This window comes from Marinobacter sp. M-5 (assembly GCF_032911545.1).
In the GTDB taxonomy this organism is placed as follows: domain Bacteria; phylum Pseudomonadota; class Gammaproteobacteria; order Pseudomonadales; family Oleiphilaceae; genus Marinobacter; species Marinobacter goseongensis.
Map to the genome: position 1 here is coordinate 67,110 of NZ_JAWJEK010000001.1, position 25,698 is coordinate 92,807.

The 25,698-nt window shown below is 59.7% G+C and carries 23 protein-coding genes; 14 read left to right on the forward strand and 9 right to left on the reverse strand.

Annotated features, from left to right (window positions below):
• Positions 1 to 2 precede the first annotated feature (2 nt).
• Positions 3 to 404, reverse strand: a complete 402-nt coding sequence (locus tag R0125_RS00275; RefSeq protein ID WP_317236739.1) for an acyl-CoA thioesterase — start codon at positions 402 to 404, stop codon at positions 3 to 5.
• A gap of 195 nt (positions 405 to 599) precedes the next feature.
• Here R0125_RS00275 and R0125_RS00280 point away from each other — a divergent pair, with 195 nt between their 5' ends.
• The 5 genes from R0125_RS00280 (at position 600) to phoU (ending at position 6,121) form a co-directional block, all read left to right on the forward strand.
• Entirely contained in the window at positions 600 to 1,658 is a 1,059-nt protein-coding gene (locus R0125_RS00280) for a substrate-binding domain-containing protein (RefSeq protein WP_317236740.1), read from the forward strand.
• A gap of 149 nt (positions 1,659 to 1,807) precedes the next feature.
• Entirely contained in the window at positions 1,808 to 3,196 is a 1,389-nt protein-coding gene (gene pstC / locus R0125_RS00285; protein ID WP_248181649.1) for a phosphate ABC transporter permease subunit PstC, read from the forward strand.
• Positions 3,189 to 4,466, forward strand: a complete 1,278-nt coding sequence (pstA, locus tag R0125_RS00290; protein ID WP_248181648.1) for a phosphate ABC transporter permease PstA — start codon at positions 3,189 to 3,191, stop codon at positions 4,464 to 4,466. The genes pstC and pstA overlap by 8 nt, the downstream gene beginning before the upstream one ends.
• Before the next feature lie 11 nt (positions 4,467 to 4,477).
• A complete protein-coding gene (gene pstB / locus R0125_RS00295) occupies positions 4,478 to 5,365 on the forward strand; it encodes a phosphate ABC transporter ATP-binding protein PstB (protein WP_248181647.1) in 888 nt (295 codons plus the stop codon).
• A 33-nt stretch (positions 5,366 to 5,398) separates the two neighbouring features.
• Positions 5,399 to 6,121 (forward strand): phosphate signaling complex protein PhoU, encoded by a 723-nt coding sequence (gene phoU / locus R0125_RS00300; protein ID WP_248181646.1) that lies wholly within the window; start codon positions 5,399 to 5,401, stop codon positions 6,119 to 6,121.
• A gap of 97 nt (positions 6,122 to 6,218) precedes the next feature.
• Here the strand turns inward: phoU and R0125_RS00305 are convergent, their stop codons facing one another.
• From R0125_RS00305 to mnmH, 5 genes are all read right to left on the reverse strand, one after another.
• Complete coding sequence (locus R0125_RS00305) at positions 6,219 to 6,584, reverse strand: histidine triad nucleotide-binding protein (protein ID WP_317236741.1); 366 nt, start codon at positions 6,582 to 6,584, stop codon at positions 6,219 to 6,221.
• Positions 6,585 to 6,613: 29 nt separating this feature from the next.
• Entirely contained in the window at positions 6,614 to 7,909 is a 1,296-nt protein-coding gene (locus R0125_RS00310; protein WP_317236742.1) for an FAD-dependent monooxygenase, read from the reverse strand.
• 88 nt (positions 7,910 to 7,997) lie between these two features.
• A complete protein-coding gene (locus tag R0125_RS00315) occupies positions 7,998 to 8,555 on the reverse strand; it encodes an aminoacyl-tRNA deacylase (RefSeq protein WP_248181643.1) in 558 nt (185 codons plus the stop codon).
• 152 nt (positions 8,556 to 8,707) lie between these two features.
• On the reverse strand, positions 8,708 to 9,568 hold the full coding sequence (locus tag R0125_RS00320; protein ID WP_317236743.1) for a mechanosensitive ion channel family protein: 861 nt from the start codon (positions 9,566 to 9,568) through the stop codon (positions 8,708 to 8,710).
• Between the two features lie 123 nt (positions 9,569 to 9,691).
• On the reverse strand, positions 9,692 to 10,786 hold the full coding sequence (gene mnmH, locus R0125_RS00325; RefSeq protein WP_317236744.1) for a tRNA 2-selenouridine(34) synthase MnmH: 1,095 nt from the start codon (positions 10,784 to 10,786) through the stop codon (positions 9,692 to 9,694).
• An 88-nt stretch (positions 10,787 to 10,874) separates the two neighbouring features.
• Between mnmH and R0125_RS00330 the strand changes: the two genes are divergently transcribed.
• Positions 10,875 to 11,549, forward strand: coding sequence for a class I SAM-dependent methyltransferase (locus R0125_RS00330; RefSeq protein ID WP_317236745.1), 675 nt, complete (start codon positions 10,875 to 10,877; stop codon positions 11,547 to 11,549).
• Between the two features lie 414 nt (positions 11,550 to 11,963).
• Here the strand turns inward: R0125_RS00330 and R0125_RS00335 are convergent, their stop codons facing one another.
• Complete coding sequence (locus R0125_RS00335) at positions 11,964 to 12,377, reverse strand: VanZ family protein (protein ID WP_248181639.1); 414 nt, start codon at positions 12,375 to 12,377, stop codon at positions 11,964 to 11,966.
• A 96-nt stretch (positions 12,378 to 12,473) separates the two neighbouring features.
• On the opposite strand from R0125_RS00335, the gene cysZ reads away from it, so the two are divergent.
• From cysZ to R0125_RS00360, 5 genes are all read left to right on the forward strand, one after another.
• Positions 12,474 to 13,232, forward strand: coding sequence for a sulfate transporter CysZ (gene cysZ, locus R0125_RS00340; RefSeq protein WP_248181638.1), 759 nt, complete (start codon positions 12,474 to 12,476; stop codon positions 13,230 to 13,232).
• A gap of 68 nt (positions 13,233 to 13,300) precedes the next feature.
• Positions 13,301 to 16,162, forward strand: a complete 2,862-nt coding sequence (gene rapA / locus R0125_RS00345) for an RNA polymerase-associated protein RapA (protein ID WP_317236746.1) — start codon at positions 13,301 to 13,303, stop codon at positions 16,160 to 16,162.
• Positions 16,163 to 16,261: 99 nt separating this feature from the next.
• Positions 16,262 to 18,712 carry an acyl-CoA dehydrogenase gene (locus R0125_RS00350; protein WP_317236747.1) on the forward strand — a complete coding sequence of 817 codons (2,451 nt, stop codon included), beginning with the start codon at positions 16,262 to 16,264 and terminating at the stop codon, positions 18,710 to 18,712.
• Positions 18,713 to 18,729: 17 nt separating this feature from the next.
• A complete protein-coding gene (gene crcB, locus R0125_RS00355; protein ID WP_248181635.1) occupies positions 18,730 to 19,110 on the forward strand; it encodes a fluoride efflux transporter CrcB in 381 nt (126 codons plus the stop codon).
• A 238-nt stretch (positions 19,111 to 19,348) separates the two neighbouring features.
• Positions 19,349 to 19,555, forward strand: a complete 207-nt coding sequence (locus R0125_RS00360; RefSeq protein ID WP_041340064.1) for a cold-shock protein — start codon at positions 19,349 to 19,351, stop codon at positions 19,553 to 19,555.
• A gap of 79 nt (positions 19,556 to 19,634) precedes the next feature.
• Here R0125_RS00360 and R0125_RS00365 read toward each other — a convergent pair whose 3' ends face one another.
• Positions 19,635 to 20,438: a dienelactone hydrolase family protein gene (locus R0125_RS00365; RefSeq protein ID WP_317236748.1), complete on the reverse strand. Its 804-nt coding sequence runs from the start codon at positions 20,436 to 20,438 to the stop codon at positions 19,635 to 19,637.
• Positions 20,439 to 20,609: 171 nt separating this feature from the next.
• Here R0125_RS00365 and ald point away from each other — a divergent pair, with 171 nt between their 5' ends.
• The 3 genes from ald (at position 20,610) to R0125_RS00380 (ending at position 23,021) form a co-directional block, all read left to right on the forward strand.
• Positions 20,610 to 21,722: an alanine dehydrogenase gene (ald, locus tag R0125_RS00370; protein ID WP_317236749.1), complete on the forward strand. Its 1,113-nt coding sequence runs from the start codon at positions 20,610 to 20,612 to the stop codon at positions 21,720 to 21,722.
• A gap of 28 nt (positions 21,723 to 21,750) precedes the next feature.
• The gene (locus tag R0125_RS00375) at positions 21,751 to 22,320 is read left to right on the forward strand and encodes a glutathione S-transferase N-terminal domain-containing protein (protein WP_317236750.1); all 570 of its coding nucleotides are present in this window, start codon (positions 21,751 to 21,753) and stop codon (positions 22,318 to 22,320) included.
• Positions 22,321 to 22,412: 92 nt separating this feature from the next.
• Positions 22,413 to 23,021, forward strand: a complete 609-nt coding sequence (locus R0125_RS00380) for a Yip1 family protein (RefSeq protein ID WP_317236751.1) — start codon at positions 22,413 to 22,415, stop codon at positions 23,019 to 23,021.
• 117 nt (positions 23,022 to 23,138) lie between these two features.
• Here R0125_RS00380 and R0125_RS00385 read toward each other — a convergent pair whose 3' ends face one another.
• The gene (locus R0125_RS00385; RefSeq protein WP_317236752.1) at positions 23,139 to 25,523 is read right to left on the reverse strand and encodes a xylulose 5-phosphate 3-epimerase; all 2,385 of its coding nucleotides are present in this window, start codon (positions 25,521 to 25,523) and stop codon (positions 23,139 to 23,141) included.
• Between the last annotated feature and the right edge of the window lie 175 nt (positions 25,524 to 25,698).

Here is a 25,698-nt window from a genome sequence, read left to right on the forward strand (position 1 = left end):
TGTCAGCCCTGCTCAGGCACCTCGCGGATGCGCCCATGTTCGTCAATCGCCACGTACACGAACAGGCCCTCGGTGACCTTGCGCGGGTATTTCGCGGCGCGGTCTAGCGTCCAGACTTCCACCTTGATCTGCATCGAGCTGCGTCCGATGTCTACCAGTTCGCAGTAACAGCCCACCTGGGAACCCACCCGTAACGGCGACAGAAACTCCATCCGGTCCATGGCCACGGTGGCATTGCGGCCGAGGGAAATCCGGCCCGCCATGGTGGCGGCGGCAATGTCCATCTGTTTGACCAGCCAGCCGGCGAACACATCGCCATTGGCGTTGGTGTCAGAAGGAAGAGGCACTACCTGAAGCGTGAGGTCGCCTCTCGGGGTGGGTTTGTCGTCGTCGAGCGCTGTCATGGAACCTGCCTTTTTCTACTGCTGAGAATTGTTATACCCGCATGTTAGCGGGCTGCGGGCAGTCTGCAAGAAAATTTGCACACCATGATCTATATTTCAGTGACTGTAACAAAGTTGTCACAGAGCCTCGTTAATCTGCAGTCATCGGTAAAGCCAATCCGACTAAAAAGTCCAAATGAATAATGGAGACTCAGCGTGATTAAACTGAAAACCGCCCTTACAACCGTTGCTCTGGCAGGCAGTATTGCCGCCGTTTCAACACCGGCTATGGCTCGCGACACCATCAACATCGTGGGTTCCTCTACTGTTTACCCGTTCGCTACCGTGGTTGCCGAGCGTTTTGGTCGCAACACTGACTTTCCGACCCCGAAACTTGAATCTACCGGTTCCGGCGGCGGCCTGAAGCTGTTTTGTGAAGGTGTTGGTACCCAGCACCCGGACATCACCAACGCTTCACGCCGCATGAAGTCCAGCGAATTTGAGCTGTGCCAGTCTAACGGCGTCAAGGAAATCACCGAAGTACGCATCGGCGCGGACGGCATCGTCATCGCCAACTCCAAGGATGCAGCCAAGTCTGACTTCAGTCTGGAGCAGATTTTCCTGGCGCTGGCCAAAGAAGTTCCCGATCCCAATGGCGGTGACAAGCTGGTTGCGAACCCCTACGAGAAGTGGAGCGACATCGACGCCAGCCTGCCAAACAAGGCCATCAGCGTAATGGGTCCCCCTCCGACCTCAGGTACCCGTGACGCGTTTGTTGAGCTTGCGATGGAAGGTGGATGCAAGCAGTTCGATATGATTGCGAAGATGGAAGACGAGAACGAAGACAAGTTCAAAAGCGTCTGCCACAGCATGCGTGAAGACGGTCCGTTCGTCGAAGCCGGTGAAAATGACAACCTGATTGTTCAGCGTCTGGCGCAGGATTCAGGCACCTACGGGATCTTCGGCTACAGCTTCCTGATGGAAAACTCGGGCCAGATCCAGGCAGCAACCATCAACGGTGTCGAGCCCACTCCTGAGAATATTTCAGTCGAAGACTACCCGGTTGCTCGCTCACTGTGGTTCTATATCAAGAAGGCGCACGTAGGCGTTGTACCGGGAATCCCGGAATACGTCGCAGAGTTCACCAGCGAGAGCACCTGGGGTGACAACGGCTACCTGGTTGACGTGGGTCTGATTCCAAGCCCGCGCAATGAGCGCATGGCAATTGCCAAGAAAGTGAAGGAACTGCAGCCGATGACCGGCAAAGAACTGTAAGGTTCTGGCAAGGCACGTCATGGATGATGAAGAAGGAACGCGGGCCGCAAGGTCCGCGTTCCTTTATTACATGTGTGTGAATATTTTTGTGCCGCAAACTGGCAAAATAGACGCCGAGTCAACTTCAAGCCATCAATACAGAGACTGATATGCAGACGGCCAATCTTCTGCCCCTGGTTCTTGTTCTCGCCGTGGTTGCCTATGGCCTCGCTTATATGCGATCCCGGGCCGTGGCAGCGCCCCTGGGCGGCATCCGGAATCTTAAAGCTCTTCCTTTCTACTACGCGACGCGGGCAGCACTCTGGTGCGCGATCCCCGCCCTGTTGGTTCTCGCAGCCTGGGCCGGATTTGAGGGCAAGGTTATCCAGGGGATCGTTATTGCATCGCTGCCCCAGGATGTCTGGCCGGAATCGCCCGGAGAGGCGAGTCTGATACTTTCCCAGATCAGCAACGTGGCGGCAGGGAAGCTGAATCCGGATTTTGTGCCAGACTATATTGTCGGGGCCGCGTCGGTGCTTGAGACGATGGATAATCAAAGCGCGAACTTCAAAGCCGCTCTGGTTTTGCTGGTTGCCGTGTCCGGTGCCGCGTTTGCGTGGACCCGTGTTGCGCCTCACATCAACGCAAGACTCAATGTTGAGACAACGCTTCGTCGCATCTTCTTTGTGTGTGCGGCGTTGGCGGTCCTGACCACGGCAGGTATCGTCTTTTCAGTGATTCTGGAGACCATCCGGTTCTTCGGTCGGGTACCGATCAGTGATTTTCTGTTCAGCACCAGTTGGAGTCCCCAGACAGCCTTGCGGGCTGATCAGGTGGGATCTGAAGGGGCGTTCGGTGTCATCCCGCTGTTTACCGGCACCTTGTTGATTTCGGCCATCGCACTGTTGGTCGCCGTGCCCGTTGGCCTGCTGTCAGCCATCTACCTGTCTGAATACGCCAGCAAGCGGGTGCGTTCTACCGCAAAACCGGTGCTGGAAATGCTGGCGGGCATTCCGACCGTTGTTTACGGTTTCTTTGCGGCACTGACCGTAGCTCCGTTTATCCGCGACCTTGCGGAAATGGTGGGCCTGGAGGCGTCTTCCCAGAGTGCGTTGGCTGCGGGCCTGGTGATGGGCATTATGATTGTGCCGTTCGTGTCCTCGCTCTCTGACGACGTCATCAATGCGGTTCCCCAAGCGATGCGAGACGGTTCGCTGGCGTTGGGCGCGACCCAGTCCGAAACCATGAAAAAGGTTATTTTCCCCGCCGCACTGCCGGGGATCATTGGCGGCATCCTGCTGGCCGCGTCCCGCGCCATCGGCGAGACCATGATCGTGGTGATGGCAGCGGGCCTTGCCGCAAATCTGACCGCCAACCCTCTGGAGTCGGTAACGACCGTGACTGTGCAGATTGCAACGCTGTTGGTGGGTGACCAGGAGTTCGACAGTGCCAAGACCCTGTCTGCATTTGCCCTGGGTATGCTGTTGTTCATCGTCACGCTGCTGCTGAACGTGGTAGCCCTCAAGATCGTTCGCAAGTATAGGGAACAGTATGACTGATCAACGTTCTCAGGCGGAGATTGTCCGCAACTCCCTCAAGCGCCGTTATCGCAAGGAACGCCGGTTCCGGTTGTATGGCATGCTGGCGATTTTCATTGCCCTTGCCTCCCTGGCCATTCTTTTTGCCGACATTATCAGCAAAGGTCACACCGGCTTCGTCAAGACCACTATTACGCTGGATGTGACTCTTGATTCCGAAACGATGTATCTCGACGACCCCACGGACGAGGATCAGCTGTCCATGGCTGACTTCGTTGCGCCCATCATTGCGGCCCTGCAAGCGCATATTCCCGAGGCTGACAGCGCTGGTGAGAAACGGGAGTTAGGCCGATTGATCGGCACCTATGGCGCCAGCGAGATTCGTGATCTACTGAAAGATAATCCGGGTTTGCTGAACACCACTCAGACCATGGAGTTCCTGGCGCACGACAGGGTCTCGACTTACGTCAAGCACGCGGATAACCCGCGGTACAGCGTGAAACTGTCGGATCAGCAGCAACGCTGGGTGGATCAGCTGCAGGCAAAAGGTGTTATCGATACCGGCTTCAACGATGTGCTGTTCAGCCGCGGTGACTCCAGAGAGCCTGCCAATGCCGGTATTCTCGGGGCCATTGTCGGTTCTCTGCTGACCATGCTGGTGACGCTGGCCATCGCGTTTCCCGTCGGTATTGCCGCCGCGGTCTATCTGGAGGAATTTGCGCCCCAGAACAGGATTACCGACTTTATCGAGGTCAATATCAATAACCTGGCTGCGGTGCCGTCGATCATTTTCGGTCTGCTTGGCCTGGCGGTCTTTATTGGGCTCTTCGGCATGCCGCGCTCGGTTCCGGTGGTAGGTGGCATGGTATTGGCGCTGATGACACTGCCAACCATCATCATTTCCGGAAGGGCAGCAATCAAGAGCGTGCCGCCCTCCATTCGCGAGGCCGCAGAGGGTGTTGGCGCCTCCAAGATGCAGGTGGTGCTCCATCACGTGATACCTCTGGCCATGCCGGGCATGCTCACCGGTTCGATCATCGGGATGGCTCAGGCACTCGGCGAGACGGCGCCATTATTGCTGATTGGCATGGTGGCTTTCATCGTGGATGTGCCCAGTGGCTTTCTCGATTCAGCGACCGTATTGCCGGTACAGATATACCTCTGGGCCAGCAGCTCCGAACAGGGCTTCATCGAGCTGGCGTCCGCCGGCATCATGGTGCTGCTTACCTTCATGATCACTATGAACGCACTCGCCATCTGGCTCCGTAAACGTCTTGAGCGTCGGTGGTAAGGAGATTATTAATGAATACTATGAACCCAGCCGTAACCAGCGAAGCCGATATGCCTGAAGAAACGATTGCCCCGGTGGATGAAGACAAGCCGGCGGAAACCCTGGTTGAAGAAGGAAAGACCGTGGGTGACCCGTTCTCGGAGAACCCCAAGTTCAAACTTCGTAACGTCGAAGTGTTCTATGGCCAGGACCGGGCTATCAAGAATATCAGTCTGGATATTGGCCGTAACGAAGTGATCGCATTTATCGGTCCGTCGGGTTGCGGTAAATCAACGTTTCTCCGGTGCCTGAACCGGATGAACGATAGTATCGACATCTGTCGGGTCAAAGGTCAGTTGTCCATTGACGACCATGATATTTACGATCCGAAGCGCGATGTTGTGGAGTTGCGGGCCCGAGTTGGCATGGTGTTCCAGAAACCCAATCCGTTCCCCAAGTCGATCTATGACAACGTGGCCTATGGCCCGCGCATTCACGGCCTGGCGAACCGCAAGTCGGATCTGGACGAAATCGTCGAGAACAGTCTGCGCAAGGCCGGGCTATGGGATGAAGTGAAAGACCGCCTGGACGCCGTCGCTACCGGCATGTCCGGTGGTCAGCAGCAGCGTTTGTGCATAGCGCGGGCCATCGCTGTCAGCCCGGAAGTGATCCTGATGGACGAGCCCTGCTCGGCGCTGGACCCGATCGCCACCGCGAAAGTGGAAGAGCTGATCTCGGAAATGTCGGAGAGCTACACCATCGTCATCGTGACCCACTCCATGCAACAGGCCGCACGTGTGTCACACCGCACCGCGTATTTTCACCTGGGCCATCTGGTGGAAGTGAACGAGACCACCAAGGTCTTCACTGCGCCCGAGCATGAACTGACGGAATCCTACATCACCGGTCGTTTCGGTTAATCCGGTTATTGCTGAATATTGGAGAACAGAGCTATGCCAACCAAAAAGGACGACGTTTACGGCGACCACATTTCCCACAAGTTCAACGATGAACTGATGGAGCTCAAAACCGAGTTCCTGAAAATGGGCGGGATGGTTGAGACACAGGTGGACCGTGCGATTCATGCATTGGTGGACAATGATGGCCACCTGGCGGACGAAGTACGTGCCGGTGATAAGAAAGTCGACCAGATGGAAATGGACATCGACGAAGAGGCTACCCTGATCATTGCCCGTCGTCAGCCTACGGCCCGGGATCTCCGGTTGGTGATTTCTGTCATCAAGATGGTCGCGGATCTTGAGCGGGTGGGCGACGAGGCCAAGAAAATCGCCAAGTTCGCCATCAAGCTCAACGAGGAAGGCCAGGCGCCCCGCGGCTACGTGGAAGTCCGCCATATCGGCAACCACGTGCTGAGCATGCTGCACGACGCGCTGGACGCCTTTGCTCGCCTGGACGCTGAGCAGGCGCTGCGGATCATGAAGGAAGACAAGCGTGTTGATGAGGAGTATCAGGCGGCTACACGTACCTTGCTGACCTTCATGATGGAAGACACTCGCAACATTTCACGGTGCATGTCGGTGATGTGGGTGCTTCGTGCTCTGGAACGGGTCGGCGATCACGCCTGCAATATTGCCGAGAACGTGATCTTCATGGTCAAGGGCGAGGACGTTCGTCATACGCCGGTGGAAGAAGCTGAGAAAGTTGTCGGGCGCTGATTTTTCGGGCTTTTGAGCTTGGGGGACGGCCGCTGTCCTGAACAGAAAGACAGCCGCGTTTGCCTCCCCCAAGGTCAGTCCAAACGGTAAAACCCCATCAGGCCTGCTTCATTTTGTCCGTATAAGGCGGCCACCCCAGAGGCTTGCCGGCCAGCACGTGCAGATGGATGTGAAACACCGTCTGCCCGGCGTTCTCGCCGCAGTTCATCACCACGCGATAGCCGTCGTCCGCAAAGCCCTTTTCCCTGGCAATTTTCGCCGCCACCACATACAGGTGACCTACCAGCTCACGATCGCCTTCGGTGATGTCATTGATCGTCGCGATGGGCTTTTTCGGGATCACCAGAAAGTGCATCGGAGCCTGGGGGTTGATGTCACTGAACGCCAGGCTGATGTCATCCTCGTAGAGAATGTCGGCCGGGATCTCTCGGTTGATGATCTTGGTGAAAATGGTGTCTGACATGGTGGCTCCTTGATGATTGTGTGCCGGATTCAGAGCTGTTTCAGCCCCGGTAAACGGGCCGTGATCTGTTTGAGCATCGCCGGCAGTTCCTCGTCAATGCCCATGGCGTAACGGGCGACGCGGTTGCGGGCGAAGGGCAGGGCACGGGCGGCGCCGAGGCCGAGGTTGCGCAGCAGATGAACCGGTGGAATGCGGTTACTGAACAGGTGGTAGAAGGCATCCATCGCCAGCATCATGCGGCGATTGGCCGGGCGCCGTTGCTGCTCGTAGCGGGACAGCCACAGCGGATGGGCAAGATCGCCGCCGGCACGCTGGGCTTCGCGGATCATCGATTGCAGGCAAGCGGCGTCCTGGAAGCCCAGGTTCACACCCTGGCCGGCCAGCGGATTGATGGTGTGGGCCGCATCGCCCACCAGCACCACGCGGCCATTGTGGTAGTGCTTGGCGTGCTGCCGCGCGATGGGAAAGCTGGCCCGGGTATCAATGTGGGTCAGCCGCGGCAGATCATCGGGAAACCCCCGCTGGATCGCCAGTATCAGTGCCTCATTATCAAGGGCTTTCAATCGCGCCAGTTCCTCCGGCGAATCGTACCACACCAGAGAGGCCCAACTTTCGCCGGGGTGCGCCGGCCCGGCACTGTGCAGGGGTAAAAAGGCACGGGGACCGGACGGGTGGAACGCCTGCCAGGTGATGTCCTCCACCGGCCCGCCATAGCGTGCGGAAATCACCATGGCCTGCTGGGCATATTGGTCCCGGGTGACGCCGATACCGGCCAGTTCGCGAAGGCGCGACTGGCCACCGTCTGCACCAATCACCAGCTGGCAGCTCAGGGTGTCGCCATTCTCCAGTGTTACCGTGGCCCGGTCGTCGCCGTTGTTTAACGCGGTCACGCCGGTACCCGGCATCAGGGTCACCGACGGCTGGTTCGCGGCGCACTGCCACAAGGCCTGCTGGGTGATGCGGTTTTCCACAATATGGCCCAGGTGGCTGGCGGCCAGTAGGGTGGCGTCGAACACCACTTCGGTGGGCTTGCGGGGGATCAGGGCGCTTAGTGGATGGCGGGTTTCATCCCAGACCGCGAGGCGGCGATACACCGTTGCCCGTAACGCCATGATTTCAGGCCAGGCACCCAATTGTTGCAGGTAGCGTTCACTGCCGGAGCTGAGGGCGGATACCCGGATGTCCGGCGGCGCCTCAGGGTCGTAGCGGGGTGCCGTTTGCTTGTCCACCAGTGCAACGCGAAAGCCATTCTGGCCAAGGCCGGTGGCAAGGGCAGCCCCCACCATGCCGGCACCGACAACAACGATGTCAAAATCTTGAGTCATAACGGGTTCCTGTCTGAGGCTTCCAGTTTACGCGATGGAAGATTTCAGACAAGCGGCCCGGATCAAGCCGTTGACAGGTTTGCCCGGTTCAGTAACCGGCCAGGCCGGATACCCGGGCTCCGGGTAGCTCATCCGGTTGGCGGCGCCCTTTGACCAGCCACGCCGGCTTTTGCGCGCCGGGCTTCACAAACCCCTGGTTGAGCACCATGGGTTGCACCAGAGTCAGAAAGTCGCTGGTTTTCATGTGCACCGACTCGGTGTGGCTACCGGCGGCAAACGCCAGTTCCGGCTGTTCGGTCAGAGCTTCCGCGCAAAACACCGACATCCCGAACAGGTTGCCGAACGGTGGCATGGCGCCGACTTCACACTCGGGGAAGCGATCCTGGAACTCCTGCTCATCCGCCAGGTCGACGAAATCGGTATCCAGAATGCGCGACAGGCGATCCCAGCGGATGCGCCAGGTGGCGGGCATGACCAGCATGGTCATCTTGCCGTCCAGCTCAATAATGACGGTTTTCACTACCCGGTCGCCGGCAATCTTGACGTGATGGGCGAGTTCCTGGGCAGTAAACGCGGGGGGATGGGACAGGCACATGTATTCCACATCGGCCTGATCGAGGAAATCTTTCAACTGCTGTACCGGCATAGTGACAACCTCCTACCAGCAATGACAGCGAGACTGAGGCCGATGATTGTTCTGTGTCTGGCCCCAATGGCCTGGTGCCTGCCGGAAGGGCTGGCAGGCACCATTAACGTCAGCTTAGTTGAGCCTGTGAAGAATGCGAGTAAGCAAACGTATTATTGAGACGTTTGTCCCGCTTCCGCTCCACTGTGGTTGTAAACGTGCACATCGCGCTGAGGGAACGGAATGGTGAGGCCTTCAGCATCGAATGCCTTCTTGACCTTTTCCTGCATGTCCCAGTAGTACGGCCACAGGTCGTCGGTGGCCACCCATGCGCGGAACATGATGTTGACGGAGTTGTCGCCCAGGCTGCCCACGCAGATGCGCGGTGGCGGATCCATCAGCGAGCGCTCATCTTCCTGGTACAGGCGCCTGCAGATGGCCTTGGCGGTGTCGATATCGTCGTCGTAATGAATCCCGAAGGTCATGTCGCAGCGACGTTTCTCGTAGATGCTGACGTTGACCAGGGTGGCGTTGGACAGGCTGCCGTTGGGGATCACGATACGGCGATTGTCGAAGGTGTTCACGATAGTATACAGAATGCTGATTTCGGCAACGGCACCAAGGTGGCCCTGTGCTTCAATGGTGTCACCCACTTTGAAGGGTTTGAAGATCAGAATCAGTACGCCACCGGCAAAGTTGGACAGGCTTCCCTGCAAGGCCAGGCCCACCGCGAGGCCGGCAGCACCGATCACTGCTATGAACGAGGTGGTGGCGATGCCGATCATGGAGGCGGCTGAGATGATCAGCATGATTTTCAGAAGGGCGCTCGTCAGGCCGCAGACGAACTTGTTCAGTGACGGGTCTTTTTCCCCGAGTTTCTTGTCGATCACGCCGACAAAACGCTTGATCAGCCAGAGACCGACCAGCAATGTCACTATGGCGAGGACAACCTTGGGGGCGTAGGTCATGACCAGGGTGATGGCCTGATCCACGATCTCGGACGCGCGCCCATTCGCTCCAAACAACTCTTCCATTCGGGTACTCCTTGCTCTTCGTCAGATTATCAAGTGGTTGATGACAGACTTGTGTTTACAGCAAAGCCGAAGCGTATCCAACTCGCAAGACACTTTCAGGTCTTTTCCGGTTTCGAGCACAAACTAACATTGATTGGCCCAATCGACGATAGTGGCCGGATCGCCCTGGACCACGATACGGCCTTCTTTCTGGCGGAGCTGATAGTCATACATCGGGTCGTAGTATTCCTCCAGCAGTGCGCGGATCCACTCATTATGGCCGCTGGTGTCGCCGTTGTGCTGCTGTTGATCAAGGGCGGCGACCATCCGGTTTCGCAATTGCTGGTGGCGTTCGCCGCCCAGCCGTTTCCGGATCCGGTCCAGTGCGCTGAGCAGGTAATCCTGGAAATTCTGCCAACCCGCCACCTCGCCGTCGCGGGCGGAGTAATCGGCCAGCATGATCTCCACATAGTCCTCGCGAATAATACTGATGCGCTCTTCCATAGGCTGCTCAAGCACCATCAGCGGTGCCTCGGACATCCGCTGTCTGAGCGTATCCGGCAGCGCGCAGCGCCCAACCAGGCGACTCTCGTCTTCCAGATAAATCGGACCGCCAACCCGATGGGTGGCCTTGAGCATGGCCACGGCCAGTCGGTTCTCGAAGTCGATCTGGGAGGGCTGAGGTGTGACTTGCCGGCCGAAGCTGGATCCGCGGTGATTGGCCAGTCCCTCGAGATCCACCGGGTTGGGCAGTTGTTGCAGCACCCGGGTTTTCCCGGTGCCAGTCCGCCCGCTGAGAATGCGGAAATCCGATGAGGTGATCAGCGCTGCGAGGCTGTCGATGAGGAACCGGCGCAGCGCTTTATAGCCGCCTTTGACCAGCGGGTAGTCAATGCCCGCGTCCCGAATCCATTGTTGGGTCAGTCGTGATCGCAAACCACCACGGAAACAGAACAGGTAGCCCTGGGGGTAGCTGGCAATAAAGCGTTTCCAGGCCTCGATTCGCTGGGCCTTGATGTCGCCGGCCACTAATTGATGCCCCAGCTCGATGGCCCGGTCCTGTCCTTTTTCCTTGTAACAGATACCGATCCGATGACGCTCTTCGTCGTTCATCAGTGGCGCATTTTCGGCGCGGGGAAAGCTGCCCTTGCTGAACTCAACCGGTGCCCGCACGTCCATCAGCGGAATGTCGTTCAGGAAAAGGGACAGGAAGTCGTCGGTGTCGGGTCTGGAGGCCATTGAGGTGCCAAGATCGTGAAAAAAATGAGTTTGCAGTATAACGAAGACACTGTTTTTATGCTCGTTTACAGGCCGGCCCGGAGATGTGATGAATCAGCAGCAGCTTGACCACCATTTGCAGAAAACCCTCAGCCGTGGCCGTGTCGCGGTGACCCGGCCGGCCGGGTGTCCGGATATCGGTTTGCATCTGTTTGATCCTGCGGTGCTGGAGGGGCCGCTGAGTCATGAGGAGGCCCAGGCGGTAGTCGGTGAGCCGGCGTACTGGTCCTTTTGTTGGGCCAGTGGACAGGTGCTCGCCCAGTGGATCCTTTCGAATCCGCACCAGGTGGCGGGCAAGCGGGTGCTGGATTTTGGCTCCGGATCCGGCGTGGTCGCGATTGCGGCCGCCATCGCCGGTGCGGCGGAGGCAATTGCCTGTGATATCGACCCGGCTGCGCTGGATGCTGCTGCGGCCAACGCCCGGCTGAATGGGGTGTCGGTGACCTTGTGTGCGGATTGGCGGCAACGATCCGCAACCGTTGATCTGATCACCGCGGCGGACGTGCTCTACGATCCTGACAACCGGCCGTTATTGCAGGCGTTCAGGGCAGCGGCCCCGGAAGTACTGCTGGCGGATTCCCGGTTGCGGGATCTGGGCGATGACCATTATCAGCGGCTTGCGGTGATCGAAGGTCGGACCTGGCCGGATCTCAATGAGTTCGAGGAGTTCAATCAGGTGAGGATCTATCGGGTGGCTGGCGAAATGGCAACCGCAAAAAAATAAAGGGCAACCCGTGGGCTGCCCTTTTCGGAACAGGTCGTCGCATCCGTGCGATGTGTGCAACTGCCGTGTTGCGCTATCCTTGAGCCGCTCCTTGGTGCCAGCCTCCGAGCCGGCGATCCGAATAATTATCCTTTAAGCGAGGCGTCCCTGTGTCCTTGCCTCTCCCTGCATCCAATGCCGGGGTGCGTCCAGTGCGTCGTCCATTTCCCTGTCATCCCTGACGAATCCACTATAGCAATCCTGATCTGACAAACCTGTGACCAATATCCATCATTTTGGCAATGACACAGGGTGTTACAAAAATAAAATCTACAAATCAATATGTTGTGAATTTTTAGATTGGCGGGAGCCGAAGAGCTTACACAATGTTTCAGAAAGCTCGCACAGTCTTGTGAGAGATATCGCACACGATTTTTAGCGTTTCTCGCACATCCGGTTTTGGGTGGCGTTACCGGTGGTCTTCCACCGGGGCAGACCGGGCCAGGGCAGCAAGCCAATGGCGACCCCGACGGCATCTGCGACCACATCCGCAAGGGAGAAATCACGGTAGGGCAGTTGCGACTGAATAACTTCGATCAGCAATCCGAACGCAATCAGCAGCGGGATGAACCGGATTGGATGGGTCTGTGGCCAGGCCAGCCGTGACAACAAGGTCAGTTCGGCAAAGGCAATCAGGTGATTCACCTTGTCGTAGCTGGATGCGGGTACCGGGTAAGGATCGCTGGTGGTGGCCAGGTACAGAATAGCGACCACGGAGATCAGCAGGGCGGTCCGCCACAGGGGCTGGCAATCGAGAATTCGTGCCAGCTGGCGCTTGAGTGTGTCCATCGGTGGAATCCGGGTGGCCCTCGGGCTGTGGTGAGTGAGGCAACATGATATGCTTTGCGCCCCGTCACTGTCATTGAAGCGGAGGTAATGCCACCTATGTTGAAGGGTAACTTTTTTCGTGGCCTGGGCTACCTCGGCGAGGGATTCCGGCTGATACGTCAGCCCGGCCTGCGCTTGTTCGTGATTATTCCCCTGGTGATCAACGTGCTGTTATTCGGCCTGTTGTTCTATTTCCTGGCGGAACTGTTTGCCGGGATGATCGCTGCGGCCATGGGGTGGCTGCCGGACTGGGCCTGGCTGCAAAGCCTGGACTGGCTGTTCTGGATGCTCTACGGCGTGGTGATCCTGCTGATGCTGGCCTACGGGTTCGTCATTCTGGCAAACCTGATTGGCTCTCCTTTCTACGGCTATCTGGCCGAGCTCACGGAAAAACACCTGACCGGCCAGGAGGTCAGCACCGACGACAGCTGGGGGCAGATCATCCGCGATATTCCCCGCGCGCTCTGGCGTGAGGTGCAGAAAATCCTCTATTACCTGCCGCGGGCCATCGGCCTGCTGATTCTCGGGCTGATACCGGTGGTGAATCTGGTGGCCGCAGCGCTCTGGTTTGCGTTCAACTGCTGGATGATGGCGCTGCAGTACGTGGATTACCCGGCTGACAACCACAAGGTCAGTTTCCCGGCGTTGCGCGGGTTGCTGGGAGATACCCGGCTGTCGGCCTTCGGGTTCGGAATGCCGGTAGCATTGGCGGCCATGGTGCCGGTGCTGAACCTGGTGGTGGTGCCCGCGGCCGTGTGTGGCGCGGCGGCCTACTGGGTTCACGAGAACGGCACCGACCTCAAACCACTCAAGTAGTGGCACTGACCACGGTCACGAACGTAACGAACGTAAAAAAGACTGAATTGAAACGCGACGGAGGTTTCTTGGACGCATCGGATTTTGTCATTGGCCAGCGCTGGGTCAGCCACAGCGATACCGGCCTCGGGCTCGGCATCGTCACTGATATTTCGGGCCGTCGGGTGACGCTGGGTTTCCCCGCTGCCGACGAGGAGCGCACCTACGCCATCGATAATGCGCCCCTGTCACGCATCATTTATCAGATGGGTGAGGAAATCGAGACCTTCGACGGTGAACGCTACGTTGTCCGGGCGGTGGAAGAGCTGGGTGGTGTGTTGATGTACCACGCCGACAACGGTGGCGATATCCAGCAGATTTCCGAGGTCAAGCTGAGCAGTTCGGTGAATTTCTCCGCGCCCCATCAACGGCTGTTTGCCGGCCAGTTTGATCGCAACGGCGCCTTCCGCCTGCGGGTGGCCACTCTTCAGCATCAGGAGCGCTTGCGGGCATCCGCCGCACAGGGACTGATCGGCGCCCGTACCCAGCACCTGCCGCACCAGATCTACATTGCCCACGAAGTGGCCAGCCGCCACGCCCCGCGGGTGTTGCTGGCGGATGAGGTGGGTCTGGGCAAAACCATCGAGGCGGGTCTGATACTGCATTATCAGCTGCATACCGGTCGCGCAAAGCGGGCACTGATCGTGGTGCCGGATTCGCTGATCCATCAATGGCTGGTGGAAATGCTGCGGCGTTTCAACCTGCGCTTCTCCATCATCGACCAGGGCCGTTACGACGCCCTCGCCGAGAGCGAGGATGACGTTGATGCACTGATGACCAAAGTGTTTGGTGAATCCTTCGCCAGCAATCCGTTCGAGAGTGATCAGCTGGTGCTGTGCAGCCTGGATTTCCTGATGTCGAGCCCCCAGGCGCAGAAGGATGCGGTCGCCGCCGGCTGGGATCTGATGGTGGTAGACGAAGCCCACCACCTGGCCTGGAGTCCGGAACAGGCCAGCCCCGAATACCGGCTGGTGGAGGACTTGTCTGCGGCCAGCCGTGGCCTGTTGCTGTTGACTGCGACTCCGGAACAGGTGGGGGTGGCCAGTCACTTTGCCCGGCTACGATTGCTGGACCCTGCGCGTTTTCACGATCTTGAGGATTTCCGCGCGGAAGAGCAGCAGTACGAGGCTATCAACCGGGTGGTGCGCCGCCTGCAGGAAAACGACGGCAGCCTCGCCGCGGACGATCGCGCCGCGCTGCAGGACTGGCTCGGGGATGAGCTGGCGATACTGGAAAAGGCACCCGAACCCCAACAGGCCATTATTGACGCCTTGCTGGACCGGCACGGTACCGGGCGGGTGCTGTTCCGCAACACCCGCGCGGCGATTCAGGGTTTTCCCCAACGGCGTGCGCTGCCAGTGCCGCTGGCGTGTCCGGACCGCTATCAGCCCCACCGTTTCGGCCTTGAAAACCTGGCGCCGGAGCGGGCGCTGGATGAAGAACAGTGGTTGGCGGAAGACCCGCGGGTCGCCTGGCTGGAGAAAACTCTGGCCAGTCTTAAGCCTGCCAAAGTGGTGGTGATCTGTGCCCACGCCGGCACCGCCATGGCGCTGGAGAGTTACCTGCAGCTACGGGCCGGGATTCGCAGTGCGGCCTTTCATGAACACCTGAGCCTGATCGAACGCGATCGGGCGGCGGCGTATTTCGCCGACAGCGAGCAGGGTGCCCAGGCGCTGATTTGCTCGGAAATCGGCAGCGAGGGCCGCAATTTCCAGTTTGCCCATCATCTGGTGCTGTTCGATTTGCCCGCCAACCCCGACCTGTTGGAACAGCGGATCGGCCGGCTGGATCGAATCGGCCAGTCTGACACCATCGATATTCACATTCCGTATCTGGAAGGCACCGTTCAGGAGGCCCAGTTCCGTTGGTTCCATGAGGGGCTCAATGCGTTCAACGAGAGTTGCTCCGTCGGTGTTGCGGTTCAGGGCACAGTGCAGGCGGCCTGGCTGAGGGTGCTGGGCGGTGAATTCGGCGAGCTGGATACCGTGCTGGCTGATTCCAGGGCCGAGGCTGACCGCCTGCGCACCCTGCTGCAGAATGGTCGCGATGCATTGATCGAGATGAATTCCTGCCGCCGGGACGTGGCCCAGAACCTGATCAGCCAGATCGAGTCGGAAGAGGGGTCTGCTGCGGTGAGGGATTATATGATGGAGGCCTTCGATATCCTCGGTGTGGATGTGGAAGACCATTCCGAGCACGCCGATGTGCTCAGGCCGGGTGAGCAGTATCACGCCGGCCACGTGTCGGAGCTGCCGGAGGACGGTCTCACCGTCACCTGGAGCCGGCAGCAGGCGCTGGAGCGGGAAGATCTCGCGTTCATGAGCTGGGAGCACCCGATGGTGACCGGCGTGATGGACTCAGTAACCAGCTCCGGCCTTGGCAAGGCGGCCCTGGCCAGTCTCTCGGTGAAGGCGCTGCCGGCTGGCACGCTGTTGCTGGAAGTCCTGTTTACGGTGCACTGCCCTGCGCCTGAGGCGCTGCAGCTGTCACGCTATCTGCCGGTCTCCCCGCTGCGGCTGCTGGTGGACGTGAATGGTCGCGATCTTTCGGCGGCGCTGCCTCACGATCGATTGAACGATCTGTGCTCGAACATCCGCCGTCGTACCGCCCAAGCCGTTGTGCCCCAGGTTCGTCCCCAGGTGGAAACCATGGTCGATCACGCCGAGCGGCTGGCGCAGCCGCACCTTGAGCCGTTGCGGGACCAAGCGATGACGCAGCTGAGCGAGATGTTCGAGCCGGAGATCCGGCGTCTGGAGGCGCTGCAAAAGGTGAATCCGGCCATTCGCGATGACGAGATCGGATTCTTCCGCGACCAGTTCGCGGCGGCAAAGTCTGCCATTGATCAGGCCAGTCTCGCGCTGGAGGGTATCCGGGTGATTGTAACTGCCTGATCATGATGTGGTTACTGGTCAGCGATCATCTGATCGGGTAACTTGGACGTAACGCTTTACAGTCTTCACTATTCAATCCATGGATGACAGAGAGACCCTATGATGACTTTCATTCTGTTTTTGGTGGCGCTGGCCGGTCTGCTGACCGTGATGCGTCGTGAATCAGGTGCGAAACCGGCCATCGGTGTGATGGTGGTTGTCGGCCTGCTGTCACTGATTCTGGCCTCTGGCACCCTTGCCCTGATTCTGTTTATCGGCGCCGCTGTGACCGCCGCCGCAGGGCTGCCCGGGTTCCGCAAATCCTGGCTCACCCCCCGTGTATTCGCGATGTTCAAGAAGGTTGCACCGAAAGTGTCGGAAACCGAAAAAGTCGCGCTGGAAGCCGGTACTGTGGGCTGGGACGGTGAGCTGTTTACCGGTCAGCCGGACTGGCACAACCTGCTGATCAACCGGCACACCGGCCTGAGCGAGGAAGAGCAATCGTTCGTGGACAATCAGTGCGTGCAGGCCATCTCCATGTGCAACGCCTGGGACCTCGCCGTCGAGCGCGCCGATCTCCCGAAGGAGCTGTGGGATTTCCTCAAGAAAGAGGGATTCTTCGGCATGATCATCCCCAAGGAATACGGCGGCCTCGGTTTCTCCGCCAAGGCACAGACTGCGGTGCTGCAGAAGCTGGCCGCCAACGAAATGCTGATGGTCTCCGTCGGCGTGCCGAACTCTCTCGGTCCCGGCGAGCTGCTGGTCAAATACGGTACTGAAGAGCAGAAAAATCATTATCTGCCGCGTCTGGCGGACGGGCGCGAGATCCCTTGTTTCGGTCTCACCGGCCCCCGTGCCGGCTCCGACGCCACCTCGCTGCCGGATACCGGTATTGTCTGCAAGCAGAAAGTGGACGGCAAGGAAGTTCTGGGTATCCGCCTCAACTTCGAGAAGCGCTGGATCACCCTCGCACCCATCGCCACCGTCGTGGGACTGGCGTTCCGCATGTTTGACCCGGATGGCCTGTTGGGCGACAAAGAAGATCACGGCATTACCTGCGCTTTGATCCCCCGTGACACCAAGGGTATGGAAATCGGCCGTCGCCATTGCCCCATCGGCACACCGTTCATGAACGGGCCGATCATCGGCAAGGACGTCTTCATCCCGCTGGATTACATTATCGGTGGTCAGGACATGGCGGGCGAAGGCTGGCGCATGCTGGTTGAGTGTCTGTCGGTGGGACGCTGCATCACGCTGCCGTCCGGTGCGGCCGGCGCTGCAGCCTACGCTGTCGGCACTGCCGGTGGCTTCACCCGTATCCGTCGCCAGTTCAACACTCCGGTAGCGGACATGGAAGGTGTGCAGGAGCCGTTGGCGCGTATCGCCGCCAAGACCTACATCACCCAGGCTGCCGTCAATCACACCGCCAACATGATCGATAAGGGCGAGAAGCCGGCGGTGCCGTCGGCGATTCTCAAGTACCACCTCACCGAGTTCCAGCGTGGCATTGCGACTGACGCCATGGACGTTCACGGTGGCAAGACGGTGACCCTGGGGCCGCGTAACTATCTCGGTATCGGCTTCAGTGGTTCGGCGGTTGCCATCACGGTGGAGGGTGCCAACATCATGACCCGCAGCCTGATGATCTTCGGTCAGGGCGCGATTCGCTGCCATCCCTACGTGCTGCGGGAGTTGTCCGCCAAGGATAATGATGACATCGACGCGTTCGACGATGCGTTCTTTGGCCATGCCGGTCTGATCTTTGGTAACGCCGCCCGCGCCTTCACCCAGGCGCTGGGTGTGGGCCGTGCTGACGTGCCCTTCGACAGCGCTAGCCGTCGTTACGCGCAAGCCGTGGCCCGTTTCAGTGCCGCCTTCGGTCTGTGTGCGGATGCCGCCATGACCACCCTGGGCAGTGAACTGAAAATGCGCGAGCTGATCTCGGCGCGCCTCGGGGACATGTTGTCCAACCTCTACCTGGCGTCGATGGTGCTGAAAAACTGGCACGAAACTCAGCCGGTCGAGGGTGAGAAGGAAGTGATGGAGTACAGCCTCGGGCTGTTGCTGCACCGCACCGAGAGCGCACTGGACGAGTTCCTGCAGAACCTGCCCAACCGGCCGGTTGCGCTGGCGCTGCGGGCGGTGACGTTGCCGCTGGGCTGCCGCTGGGATCTGCCCCATGATGACCTGGCCCGCAAGCTGGCCCGTGCGATTTCCACCGATACGCCGATTCGCAGCAAGCTGACGGCCGCCACCTGGAACACCGATGGCGAAGGCACGGTGGAAAACCCGCTGGCCCGCTACAACGGGCTGCTGAAGGACTACGACAAGGCCGAGCAGCTGTATCGCAAGGTCACCAAGGCCTACGCCAAGGGCGAGCTGCCAATGACCGCCTTGCACCCGGAGGAGCGGTTCGAAGCGGCTCTGAAGGCGGGGGTCTACACCAAGGAAGAGGCCGACTTCATGCGCCAGTATGAAGCTGTGGTGTTGGAGATGCTGACCGTGGACGATTTCCCGTTCGACGAGTTTGCCAGCAACAAGGACACGCTGATTGACCACAACCCCGCGTAACCGGGCAAACCGCTGAAATGTGGTTATCGGTTGTTGCTGTGAGTGTTGGCGCCGTGATCGGCGCCAACCTTCGTTGGGCCCTCGGGCTATGGCTGAACGCCAGCTACCACGCCATTCCTCTGGGCACGCTGGTGGCCAATCTGGCCGGCAGTGCCCTGGTGGGCCTGCTGATCGGGTTCTTTATGCATGGCAGCGCTCTGGCGCCGGAGTGGCGGCTGTTTGCCATTACCGGTCTGTGCGGCGCCCTGACCACGTTTTCCACCTTCTCGCTGGAAATGTTTGCAGCCATCCAGGAAGGCAAGTGGGGGATGGCCCTCGCCGGCGTTCTGGCCCACGTGGTGGGCTCCATCCTCATGACCGCGCTGGGAATTTATGCCTTTGGGGTGTTGAGGGGTTGATGGGTACCATTACCTACACATTTTATTGAAAAATACCCTTGGCAATCCCGGAAATCAGGAGTAGAGTGTTTTTCGTAGGAAAGATTAGTAAAGCATTTCATGAATAAGACGTACCTCCGCAGTTAGCAGTGACCGTCCTGTTTTTGATTCCGCGAATTCTGTTTTTCCGTGACACGCTGACCTCGCACCATGAGGGTGTTGGCAGCAGATAATATGATTGATTTCAGGAAATTTTAGTATGTCTACTACTACCGGTACTGTTAAGTTCTTCAACGAAGCTAAAGGCTTTGGCTTTATCACTCGTGAAGGCGGCCCGGACGTTTTTGTTCACTACAGCGCTATTCAGGGCAGCGGTTTCAAAACTCTGGCAGAAGGCCAGCAGGTTGAGTTCACCGTTACCCAGGGCCAGAAAGGTCCTCAGGCGGAGAACGTTACTGCTCTGTAAATAACAGAGGGTAACCGCCAAAAAGGCAGCTTCGGCTGCCTTTTTTTGTGCCTGAAGTTCACCGGGGGTTGCGGGTTGCTTACTCGGCGAAGATGGTTTCGTAAAACTCCAGAGTGCCGTTCCAGGAGCGGTCGGTGGCTGCCTGATCGAAGCCCACCGGCATGTTGAACTCGCTCGCAATGCGGTCTGCCCCGGGATTGGTAAACGAATGCAGAACGCCCGGGAAAGACACCAGCGTCAGGTCCACCTCGGCATCCTGCATTTCCTGCACCAGTCCGGCGACCTGATCTGAGGGCACCATCTTGTCGGCCCCGCCGGTATACACCTGAACTCGCGCGTTGACCTTGCCGGCCTCGGCCTTGATCGGGCTTGCCAGTGCGCCGTGGTAGCTCACCACCCCGTCAAGATCCAGCCCCAGTCTTGCCATGTTCAGCACGACGGCGCCACCGAAACAGTATCCCTGCGCGGCGATGCGCCCGCTGTCCACGCTCTCGTGGTCCTGCAGCAACTCCATGGCCGCGGTGAAGCGTGCCTGCACCTGATCCAGGTCCCTGGTGGCTTCCTTCATGAATTTCTGTGCATCGTCCGGATGGTCAGCGAGTTTGCCGTCACCGTACATGTCCAGCGCAAACGCGGTGTATCCCGCTGCCGCCAGTCGCTCGGCCTGCTCGCGGGCGAATTCGTTGTGGCCCCACCATTCGTGGACAACCAGAACGCCGGGGCGCTTGCCATCGGCCTCGTCATCCCAGGCAAGGTAGCCGGTAAAGGTAGTGCCGTTAACGGTGTATTCGACGGTTTCTGTCTGCATTTCGGCGATGACCTGTGTGCTGGTCAGCGAAAAGGCCAGCGTGGTGGCGGAAAGGGTGGCGATCAAGGTTTTCATGTGCGTTCCTGCTCCTGTGTGCTGTGGTTGAGACGACGTCCTGGTATGTACGGGAAGGTCTGTTCAACCGATGCGTCCTGTCGGGTCTCCGTGACCCAGACCTTTTTACTACACTTTGTCAGGAGAATCACCGGTCAGGCTCATCGCTGCGCGGCAGCAACGGGGGAAATCATGAACATTGGTGTGCCGAGGGAAGTGAAAAACCACGAGTACCGGGTTGGCATGACGCCGGCCGCGGTAAGGGAGCTGGTGTCACACGGGCATACCGTGTTCGTGGAGACGTCTGCCGGTGCCGCGATCGGATTTACCGATGACCTATACCGGGCAGCGGGAGCGACCCTGGTGGATGACGGTGCAGCGGTGTTTGCCAATGCCGAGTTGATCGTCAAGGTCAAGGAGCCCCAGCGCGCGGAGCGAGCGCAGCTGAGCGATCGTCACACGCTGTTTACCTACCTCCATCTGGCAGCGGATCAGCCGCAGGCCGACGACCTGGTAAGCTCGGGGGCCACCTGCATCGCTTACGAGACCGTCACTGATCGCCACGGCCGGCTACCGTTGCTGGCGCCCATGTCAGAAGTGGCCGGGCGCATGGCGATTCAGGCTGGGGCCCATTGCCTGGAAAAAAATATGGGGGGGCGAGGAGTGTTGCTCGGGGGGGTGCCGGGCGTTGCTCCCGCCCGCGTGACGGTCATCGGTGGCGGCGTGGTGGGGCAGAATGCGGTTGCAATGGCGGTCGGGCTGGGCGCCCGGGTCACGGTGTTGGACCGCAACCTGGACGTACTGAGGCAGCTTGACCAGCTCTATGGCAACCGCATCAGCACGCTGTTTTCCAACGCTGACACCCTGGAGAGCTCGGTAATCGAGGCCGATCTGGTCATTGGCGGTGTGCTGATTCCCGGGGCCTCGGCGCCGAAACTGGTCAGCCGCAACATGGTATCGCGGATGCCGGAAGGCAGCGTGATCGTGGATGTGGCCATCGATCAGGGCGGCTGCGCAGAAACCTCGAAGGCGACCACTCACGATGCACCCACGTTCATTGTGGATGGCGTGGTACATTACTGCGTGGCCAACATGCCCGGCGCGGTTGCCCGCACGTCCACGCTGGCGCTGAACAATGCTACCCTGCCGTTCATCGTGGCGCTGGCCAATCAGGGGGTCGTGAGTGCGCTGACGTCCGATGCTTACCTGCGTCGGGGTCTGAATGTCTTCCGAGGGAAGGTGACCTACAGGGAGGTGGCAGAGGCGACCGGGTATGCCTACACCGATCCGGACAGCCTACTTTAATAATAAACTGTTGATCACTGGAGAGCACATGAAACTGATTGGTTCGACGACGTCGCCTTATGTTCGCCGCATTCGCATCCTGCTGGATGAAGAGCCCTACGAATTCATCAACCTGGATATCTATGGTGAGGGCCGGGACGAATTGCGTCGCAACAATCCGGCTCTGAAAATCCCCATGCTGGAGAGCGACGGCCAGGATATTTATGACTCGCGGATCATCGCGCGTTACATCAGCGCCAAGCAGGGCCGCGATCCGCTGACCTGGAACCAGCAGAACCAGCTCACCCTGATCGACGCCGCCAACGATTCCGCGGTAACCTTGCTGTTGTCGGAACGATCCGGCCTCGACACCGGCGCCGATGTCATGTTTTTCAATCTGCAGCGGGAGCGCATCATGACCACGCTGCGCACCCTTACAGCCCTGGTCGACGAGGGCACGTTCGAGGATTGGAATTACCCGGCAATGTGTCTGTACTGCCTGGTGGACTGGCTCGATTTCCGCAGCCTGATAAGCTTCGAGGGTGTCGAGAGCTTGCTGTCATTCCGTGACCGTCACCAGCAGCGGCCCTGGGTGGCCGAGACCGACCCCCGCAATTGATCGGTGTGACTGGAGCTTTTTGCCGTTCTGATCTAGCTTTCAGGTAGAAGCGTAACCAATAAGAGTCAATAACGACAAAAAGGAGAGCGGCAATGCTCCTGTCACATGCATTCGGTCTGTTTACTCATCCTGATGAAGAATGGGCGTCCATTCGCAGAGAACACGCGCCCCCTCGCCGTCTCTATGTGGCTTACGTACTGGTTCTGGCAGCCATTGCCCCGATCTGTGCGTACATTTCCACCGCGCATTTCGGTTGGACGGTCGGCAACGACCGGCTCATCAAAATGACCGAAATCAGCGCCATGCAGCTCAGCGTGCTGACATACCTGGCCATACTGATCGGCGTCTTTGCCCTGGGCTACGCCATCAACTGGATGGCAAGAACCTACGGCGCGGCGGAAGAACAGGTGCCGTCCAACGGCATTGCGTTAGCGTCCTACTCCTGCACACCACTGTTCCTCGCCGGCTTCGCGCTGCTTTACCCGGTGCCCTGGTTCAATGCCCTCGTCTTTCTGTTGGCCGCCTGTTACGGCGCCTGGCTGATGTTTGACGGCTTGCCCATTGTCATGGGCATCGAGAAGGACCGCGCGGTGATGTACGGCGGCGCCCTGCTGACGGTGGCGCTGGTGATTCTGGTCTCCACCCGGGTGGGCTCGGTACTGCTGTGGAACATGGGATTCGGCCCCGTATTCGTTCACTGACCGGCCTCGTGGGCGCTGTTCTTGACCTGTAGCAACCCGGCCAGTATCCCGGCCGGGCTTTAATAGGAGCTGGAGACCGCCTTGCGGCGTGGCGGGCGAGGCGTAAACCGGGCGCGTCTAGCCCGGCCCCCGAGTGATCACGCCGGGGTCACCGCGCCCCTCAACAGCCGCCAGCTCGGCACTGGACAGCCATTCGCCGGGTGGCCGTTCCGTGACCAGGGCACAGGCTGACAGCGCATGGGCCCAGGAACAGCGGTTGGCGAACAGCATGCCAGCCTCGTTCAGGGTGCCGCCGCGATTGATGTAGCCCAGCACCCGGGAATGGCGCGGCTCGGGGAAGAGAGGGTGCAGATGACCTCGGAACACCTCCGGCCGCATGTGGGTCAGGGCCACGCGGCGGTGAAGGCGGAATGGAAACAGTCGCTCCCGTTCGAATTCGGACAGACAAGCCGTAGCCTCGTGGACATCCCGAGGCTGGCGAAACCGGGCCGGCTCCTGCAGATAGACCAGGCGGAACGGTGTGCCGGTTTCACGCAGCCGTTCGCAAGCGCGCATCAGCTCCGACAACTGGTAGGCGCCGTTGGCAATCAGCAGCACCGGTTCGCCGCTGGAGGTATCTTCGTCCACCACTAAGGCGCCGTTGCGGGCGAGGGCCCGGGCCTCGGTCTCGTTGAACACGCAGGGGCGGTCCCGTTTGGGTATGACCATGCAGGTCAGGGTGCCGCGGCCCCGGTAGATGCCGGGCAGCACCGCCAGCGTGCTGTTGTAGTCAGCGGGAAACACCACCCGCGATACGTCGTTCATTTCCCCCAGCAAAGCTTCACAGAACGTCGTGTCCTGATGGGATTGCTCGTTCTTGCCGTTTTCCCAGGTGTGGGAGGTGGCAATCACCGGAAAGCCCAGCCAGCGGGCGGGCCTATTCACTTCCCGCTGATGGCGGGCAAAAATCAGTTCCTGACGGATGGCGCCCAGCATTTTCACGCAGAACGCCTCGTAACTGGCCACCAGGTTCAATCCCGCCTTGTTGCCGAGACAGGCCGAAACCACCGCTTCCTCATTGAGCGCGGTGATCACCCGGCCCTGCACCGACTCCTGATCACTTTCCGGGTTGTTGACCCGGTGTTTGAGCTGATTAAGTACCCTGCTGAGCCGGTTGCTGGCCAGTTCATCCGGGTTGCCCACCCGCGCTCGCAGGTGGGGATTGGCATCCACCAGCGCGGTAAAGAAATCGTCGACGGCCTGCATCGGCGAACATCCGGTGCTGACCTGGGGCAGGTGCGGTATTTGTGGCTCCGGCGGGTTCCGCGTTGCCAGGGCGTGATCCCGTTCCAGCGGACGTTGCTGGTGAACGTGCTGATTGAGCTGTTGCACACAGGTTGCCAGCTCGTCCGGTGCCACCCACAGCGTATCGGCGTGGCTCTGGAACAGCTCTCGCGCCTTGGCATCCACGCGCGGGCTGCCGGGCAGCGGCAGGTTGTGGGCCGCGTTGCTGCCAGCGCCATAGAAACCGAACCCCTTGACGGTCTCGGCGATGCCGTAGGGTACCCGAACCGGGTAGACCTGCTCGCCCTTGATCGCCCGCCGGCCGTTGGCGGCGAGGGTGTTCTCCATATCAAACAGCACGCAGACGAAGGCAGCGGGGTCGCGGCCATCGAAGCGTACCGGGGCGAAGCCGCGGTCGGACAGGTGCTCCTCGAATCGCTCGAGACCGGCGCGGGTGCCCAGCTCTGTGCGCTGCTCGATTCTGCGGCCGTTGGCGATCATGATCGGCATCACCGTGCCGCAGTCTTCAGCCCGCCACCAGCGGGGAACCCAGTCACTGCCGCGCTGTTCCTCGGCCGCGCCGTCGGACAGGAAGGCCACCAGGGATTCCCCGGGCAGGGGCATGTGGGCGTACTGCAGTTCGGCGAACCCGAGATAGCCGCCCTCGATAATGCCCCCGGCGGTGTGGGGATTGACGTGGCTTCCAAGGGGGGCGGCCATGCCGCCATCCGGCCGCTGGCGATAGCTGTAGAAATCGGATACCAGTGCTGACAGCCCCTCGGGGCCATGGTAGCGGCTGAGCTGCTCCGGGTGCAGGTTGCCGGTGAGGACGTTGAGGGCGTCGATGGCGGCCACGCAATGACCCTGACCCATCAGCCAGCTGCGGGTCTGCCCGGTCAGGTTGTTGAGTGCCAGGTAAGCGGCATAGGCCGGCACCATGTTCAGTGCGCCGCCGGTGTGGCCCTCCGGAAAGTGTTTGAAATCGCGCGGCTGCAGCGGCTGGCCGCTGATATCCACCCGCTGTGTGTAGGTCATGTGGGCGACCAGCCACAGACCGGCACTGGTCAGGCGATCGAGTGCGCTCAGCTTGCGGAATACCGCCTCGGTGTCCGGCTGCTGGCCGTTGGCCACCAGTGCCTCTGCCATGGCTCTGGCGCGGGTGCAGGTGGTCGGGGAATGCCGTATAACACCGTAGCCGTGTCGCCAGAGCTCGAACTCCGGATGGCCGGTTGATGACATGGTGTGCCTCCATGGCGTTTGGGTATGGCAGAATTGTAGAAGATGGGCTCGGGACCGCCTTTGACGCAGGTCATCCCCTGACGCATCCGGTGCGGGTGAGACCTGGTCGTTTGGCAGTGACAGCGATTGGCTTTAAGATAGGCCGCAAGACATGAAGACAGTCACGGACGATAAG

What these genes read in the sequence shown, in the direction of transcription:
- R0125_RS00350 (WP_317236747.1), top strand. Translation starts at nt 16,262, where the DNA reads ATGATGACTTTCATTCTGTTTTTGGTGGCGCTGGCCGGTCTGCTGACC.
- mnmH (WP_317236744.1), bottom strand. Translation starts at nt 10,786, where the DNA reads ATGGCCTCCAGACCCGACACCGACGACTTCCTGTCCCTTTTCCTGAAC.
- R0125_RS00315 (WP_248181643.1), bottom strand. Translation starts at nt 8,555, where the DNA reads ATGCCGGTACAGCAGTTGAAAGATTTCCTCGATCAGGCCGATGTGGAA.
- R0125_RS00310 (WP_317236742.1), bottom strand. Translation starts at nt 7,909, where the DNA reads ATGACTCAAGATTTTGACATCGTTGTTGTCGGTGCCGGCATGGTGGGG.
- R0125_RS00360 (WP_041340064.1), top strand. Translation starts at nt 19,349, where the DNA reads ATGTCTACTACTACCGGTACTGTTAAGTTCTTCAACGAAGCTAAAGGC.
- crcB (WP_248181635.1), top strand. Translation starts at nt 18,730, where the DNA reads ATGTGGTTATCGGTTGTTGCTGTGAGTGTTGGCGCCGTGATCGGCGCC.
- pstB (WP_248181647.1), top strand. Translation starts at nt 4,478, where the DNA reads ATGAATACTATGAACCCAGCCGTAACCAGCGAAGCCGATATGCCTGAA.
- R0125_RS00320 (WP_317236743.1), bottom strand. Translation starts at nt 9,568, where the DNA reads ATGGAAGAGTTGTTTGGAGCGAATGGGCGCGCGTCCGAGATCGTGGAT.
- pstA (WP_248181648.1), top strand. Translation starts at nt 3,189, where the DNA reads ATGACTGATCAACGTTCTCAGGCGGAGATTGTCCGCAACTCCCTCAAG.
- ald (WP_317236749.1), top strand. Translation starts at nt 20,610, where the DNA reads ATGAACATTGGTGTGCCGAGGGAAGTGAAAAACCACGAGTACCGGGTT.
- R0125_RS00375 (WP_317236750.1), top strand. Translation starts at nt 21,751, where the DNA reads ATGAAACTGATTGGTTCGACGACGTCGCCTTATGTTCGCCGCATTCGC.
- cysZ (WP_248181638.1), top strand. Translation starts at nt 12,474, where the DNA reads ATGTTGAAGGGTAACTTTTTTCGTGGCCTGGGCTACCTCGGCGAGGGA.
- R0125_RS00275 (WP_317236739.1), bottom strand. Translation starts at nt 404, where the DNA reads ATGACAGCGCTCGACGACGACAAACCCACCCCGAGAGGCGACCTCACG.
- R0125_RS00305 (WP_317236741.1), bottom strand. Translation starts at nt 6,584, where the DNA reads ATGTCAGACACCATTTTCACCAAGATCATCAACCGAGAGATCCCGGCC.
- phoU (WP_248181646.1), top strand. Translation starts at nt 5,399, where the DNA reads ATGCCAACCAAAAAGGACGACGTTTACGGCGACCACATTTCCCACAAG.
- R0125_RS00365 (WP_317236748.1), bottom strand. Translation starts at nt 20,438, where the DNA reads ATGAAAACCTTGATCGCCACCCTTTCCGCCACCACGCTGGCCTTTTCG.
- R0125_RS00335 (WP_248181639.1), bottom strand. Translation starts at nt 12,377, where the DNA reads ATGGACACACTCAAGCGCCAGCTGGCACGAATTCTCGATTGCCAGCCC.
- pstC (WP_248181649.1), top strand. Translation starts at nt 1,808, where the DNA reads ATGCAGACGGCCAATCTTCTGCCCCTGGTTCTTGTTCTCGCCGTGGTT.
- R0125_RS00385 (WP_317236752.1), bottom strand. Translation starts at nt 25,523, where the DNA reads ATGTCATCAACCGGCCATCCGGAGTTCGAGCTCTGGCGACACGGCTAC.
- R0125_RS00380 (WP_317236751.1), top strand. Translation starts at nt 22,413, where the DNA reads ATGCTCCTGTCACATGCATTCGGTCTGTTTACTCATCCTGATGAAGAA.
- R0125_RS00330 (WP_317236745.1), top strand. Translation starts at nt 10,875, where the DNA reads ATGAATCAGCAGCAGCTTGACCACCATTTGCAGAAAACCCTCAGCCGT.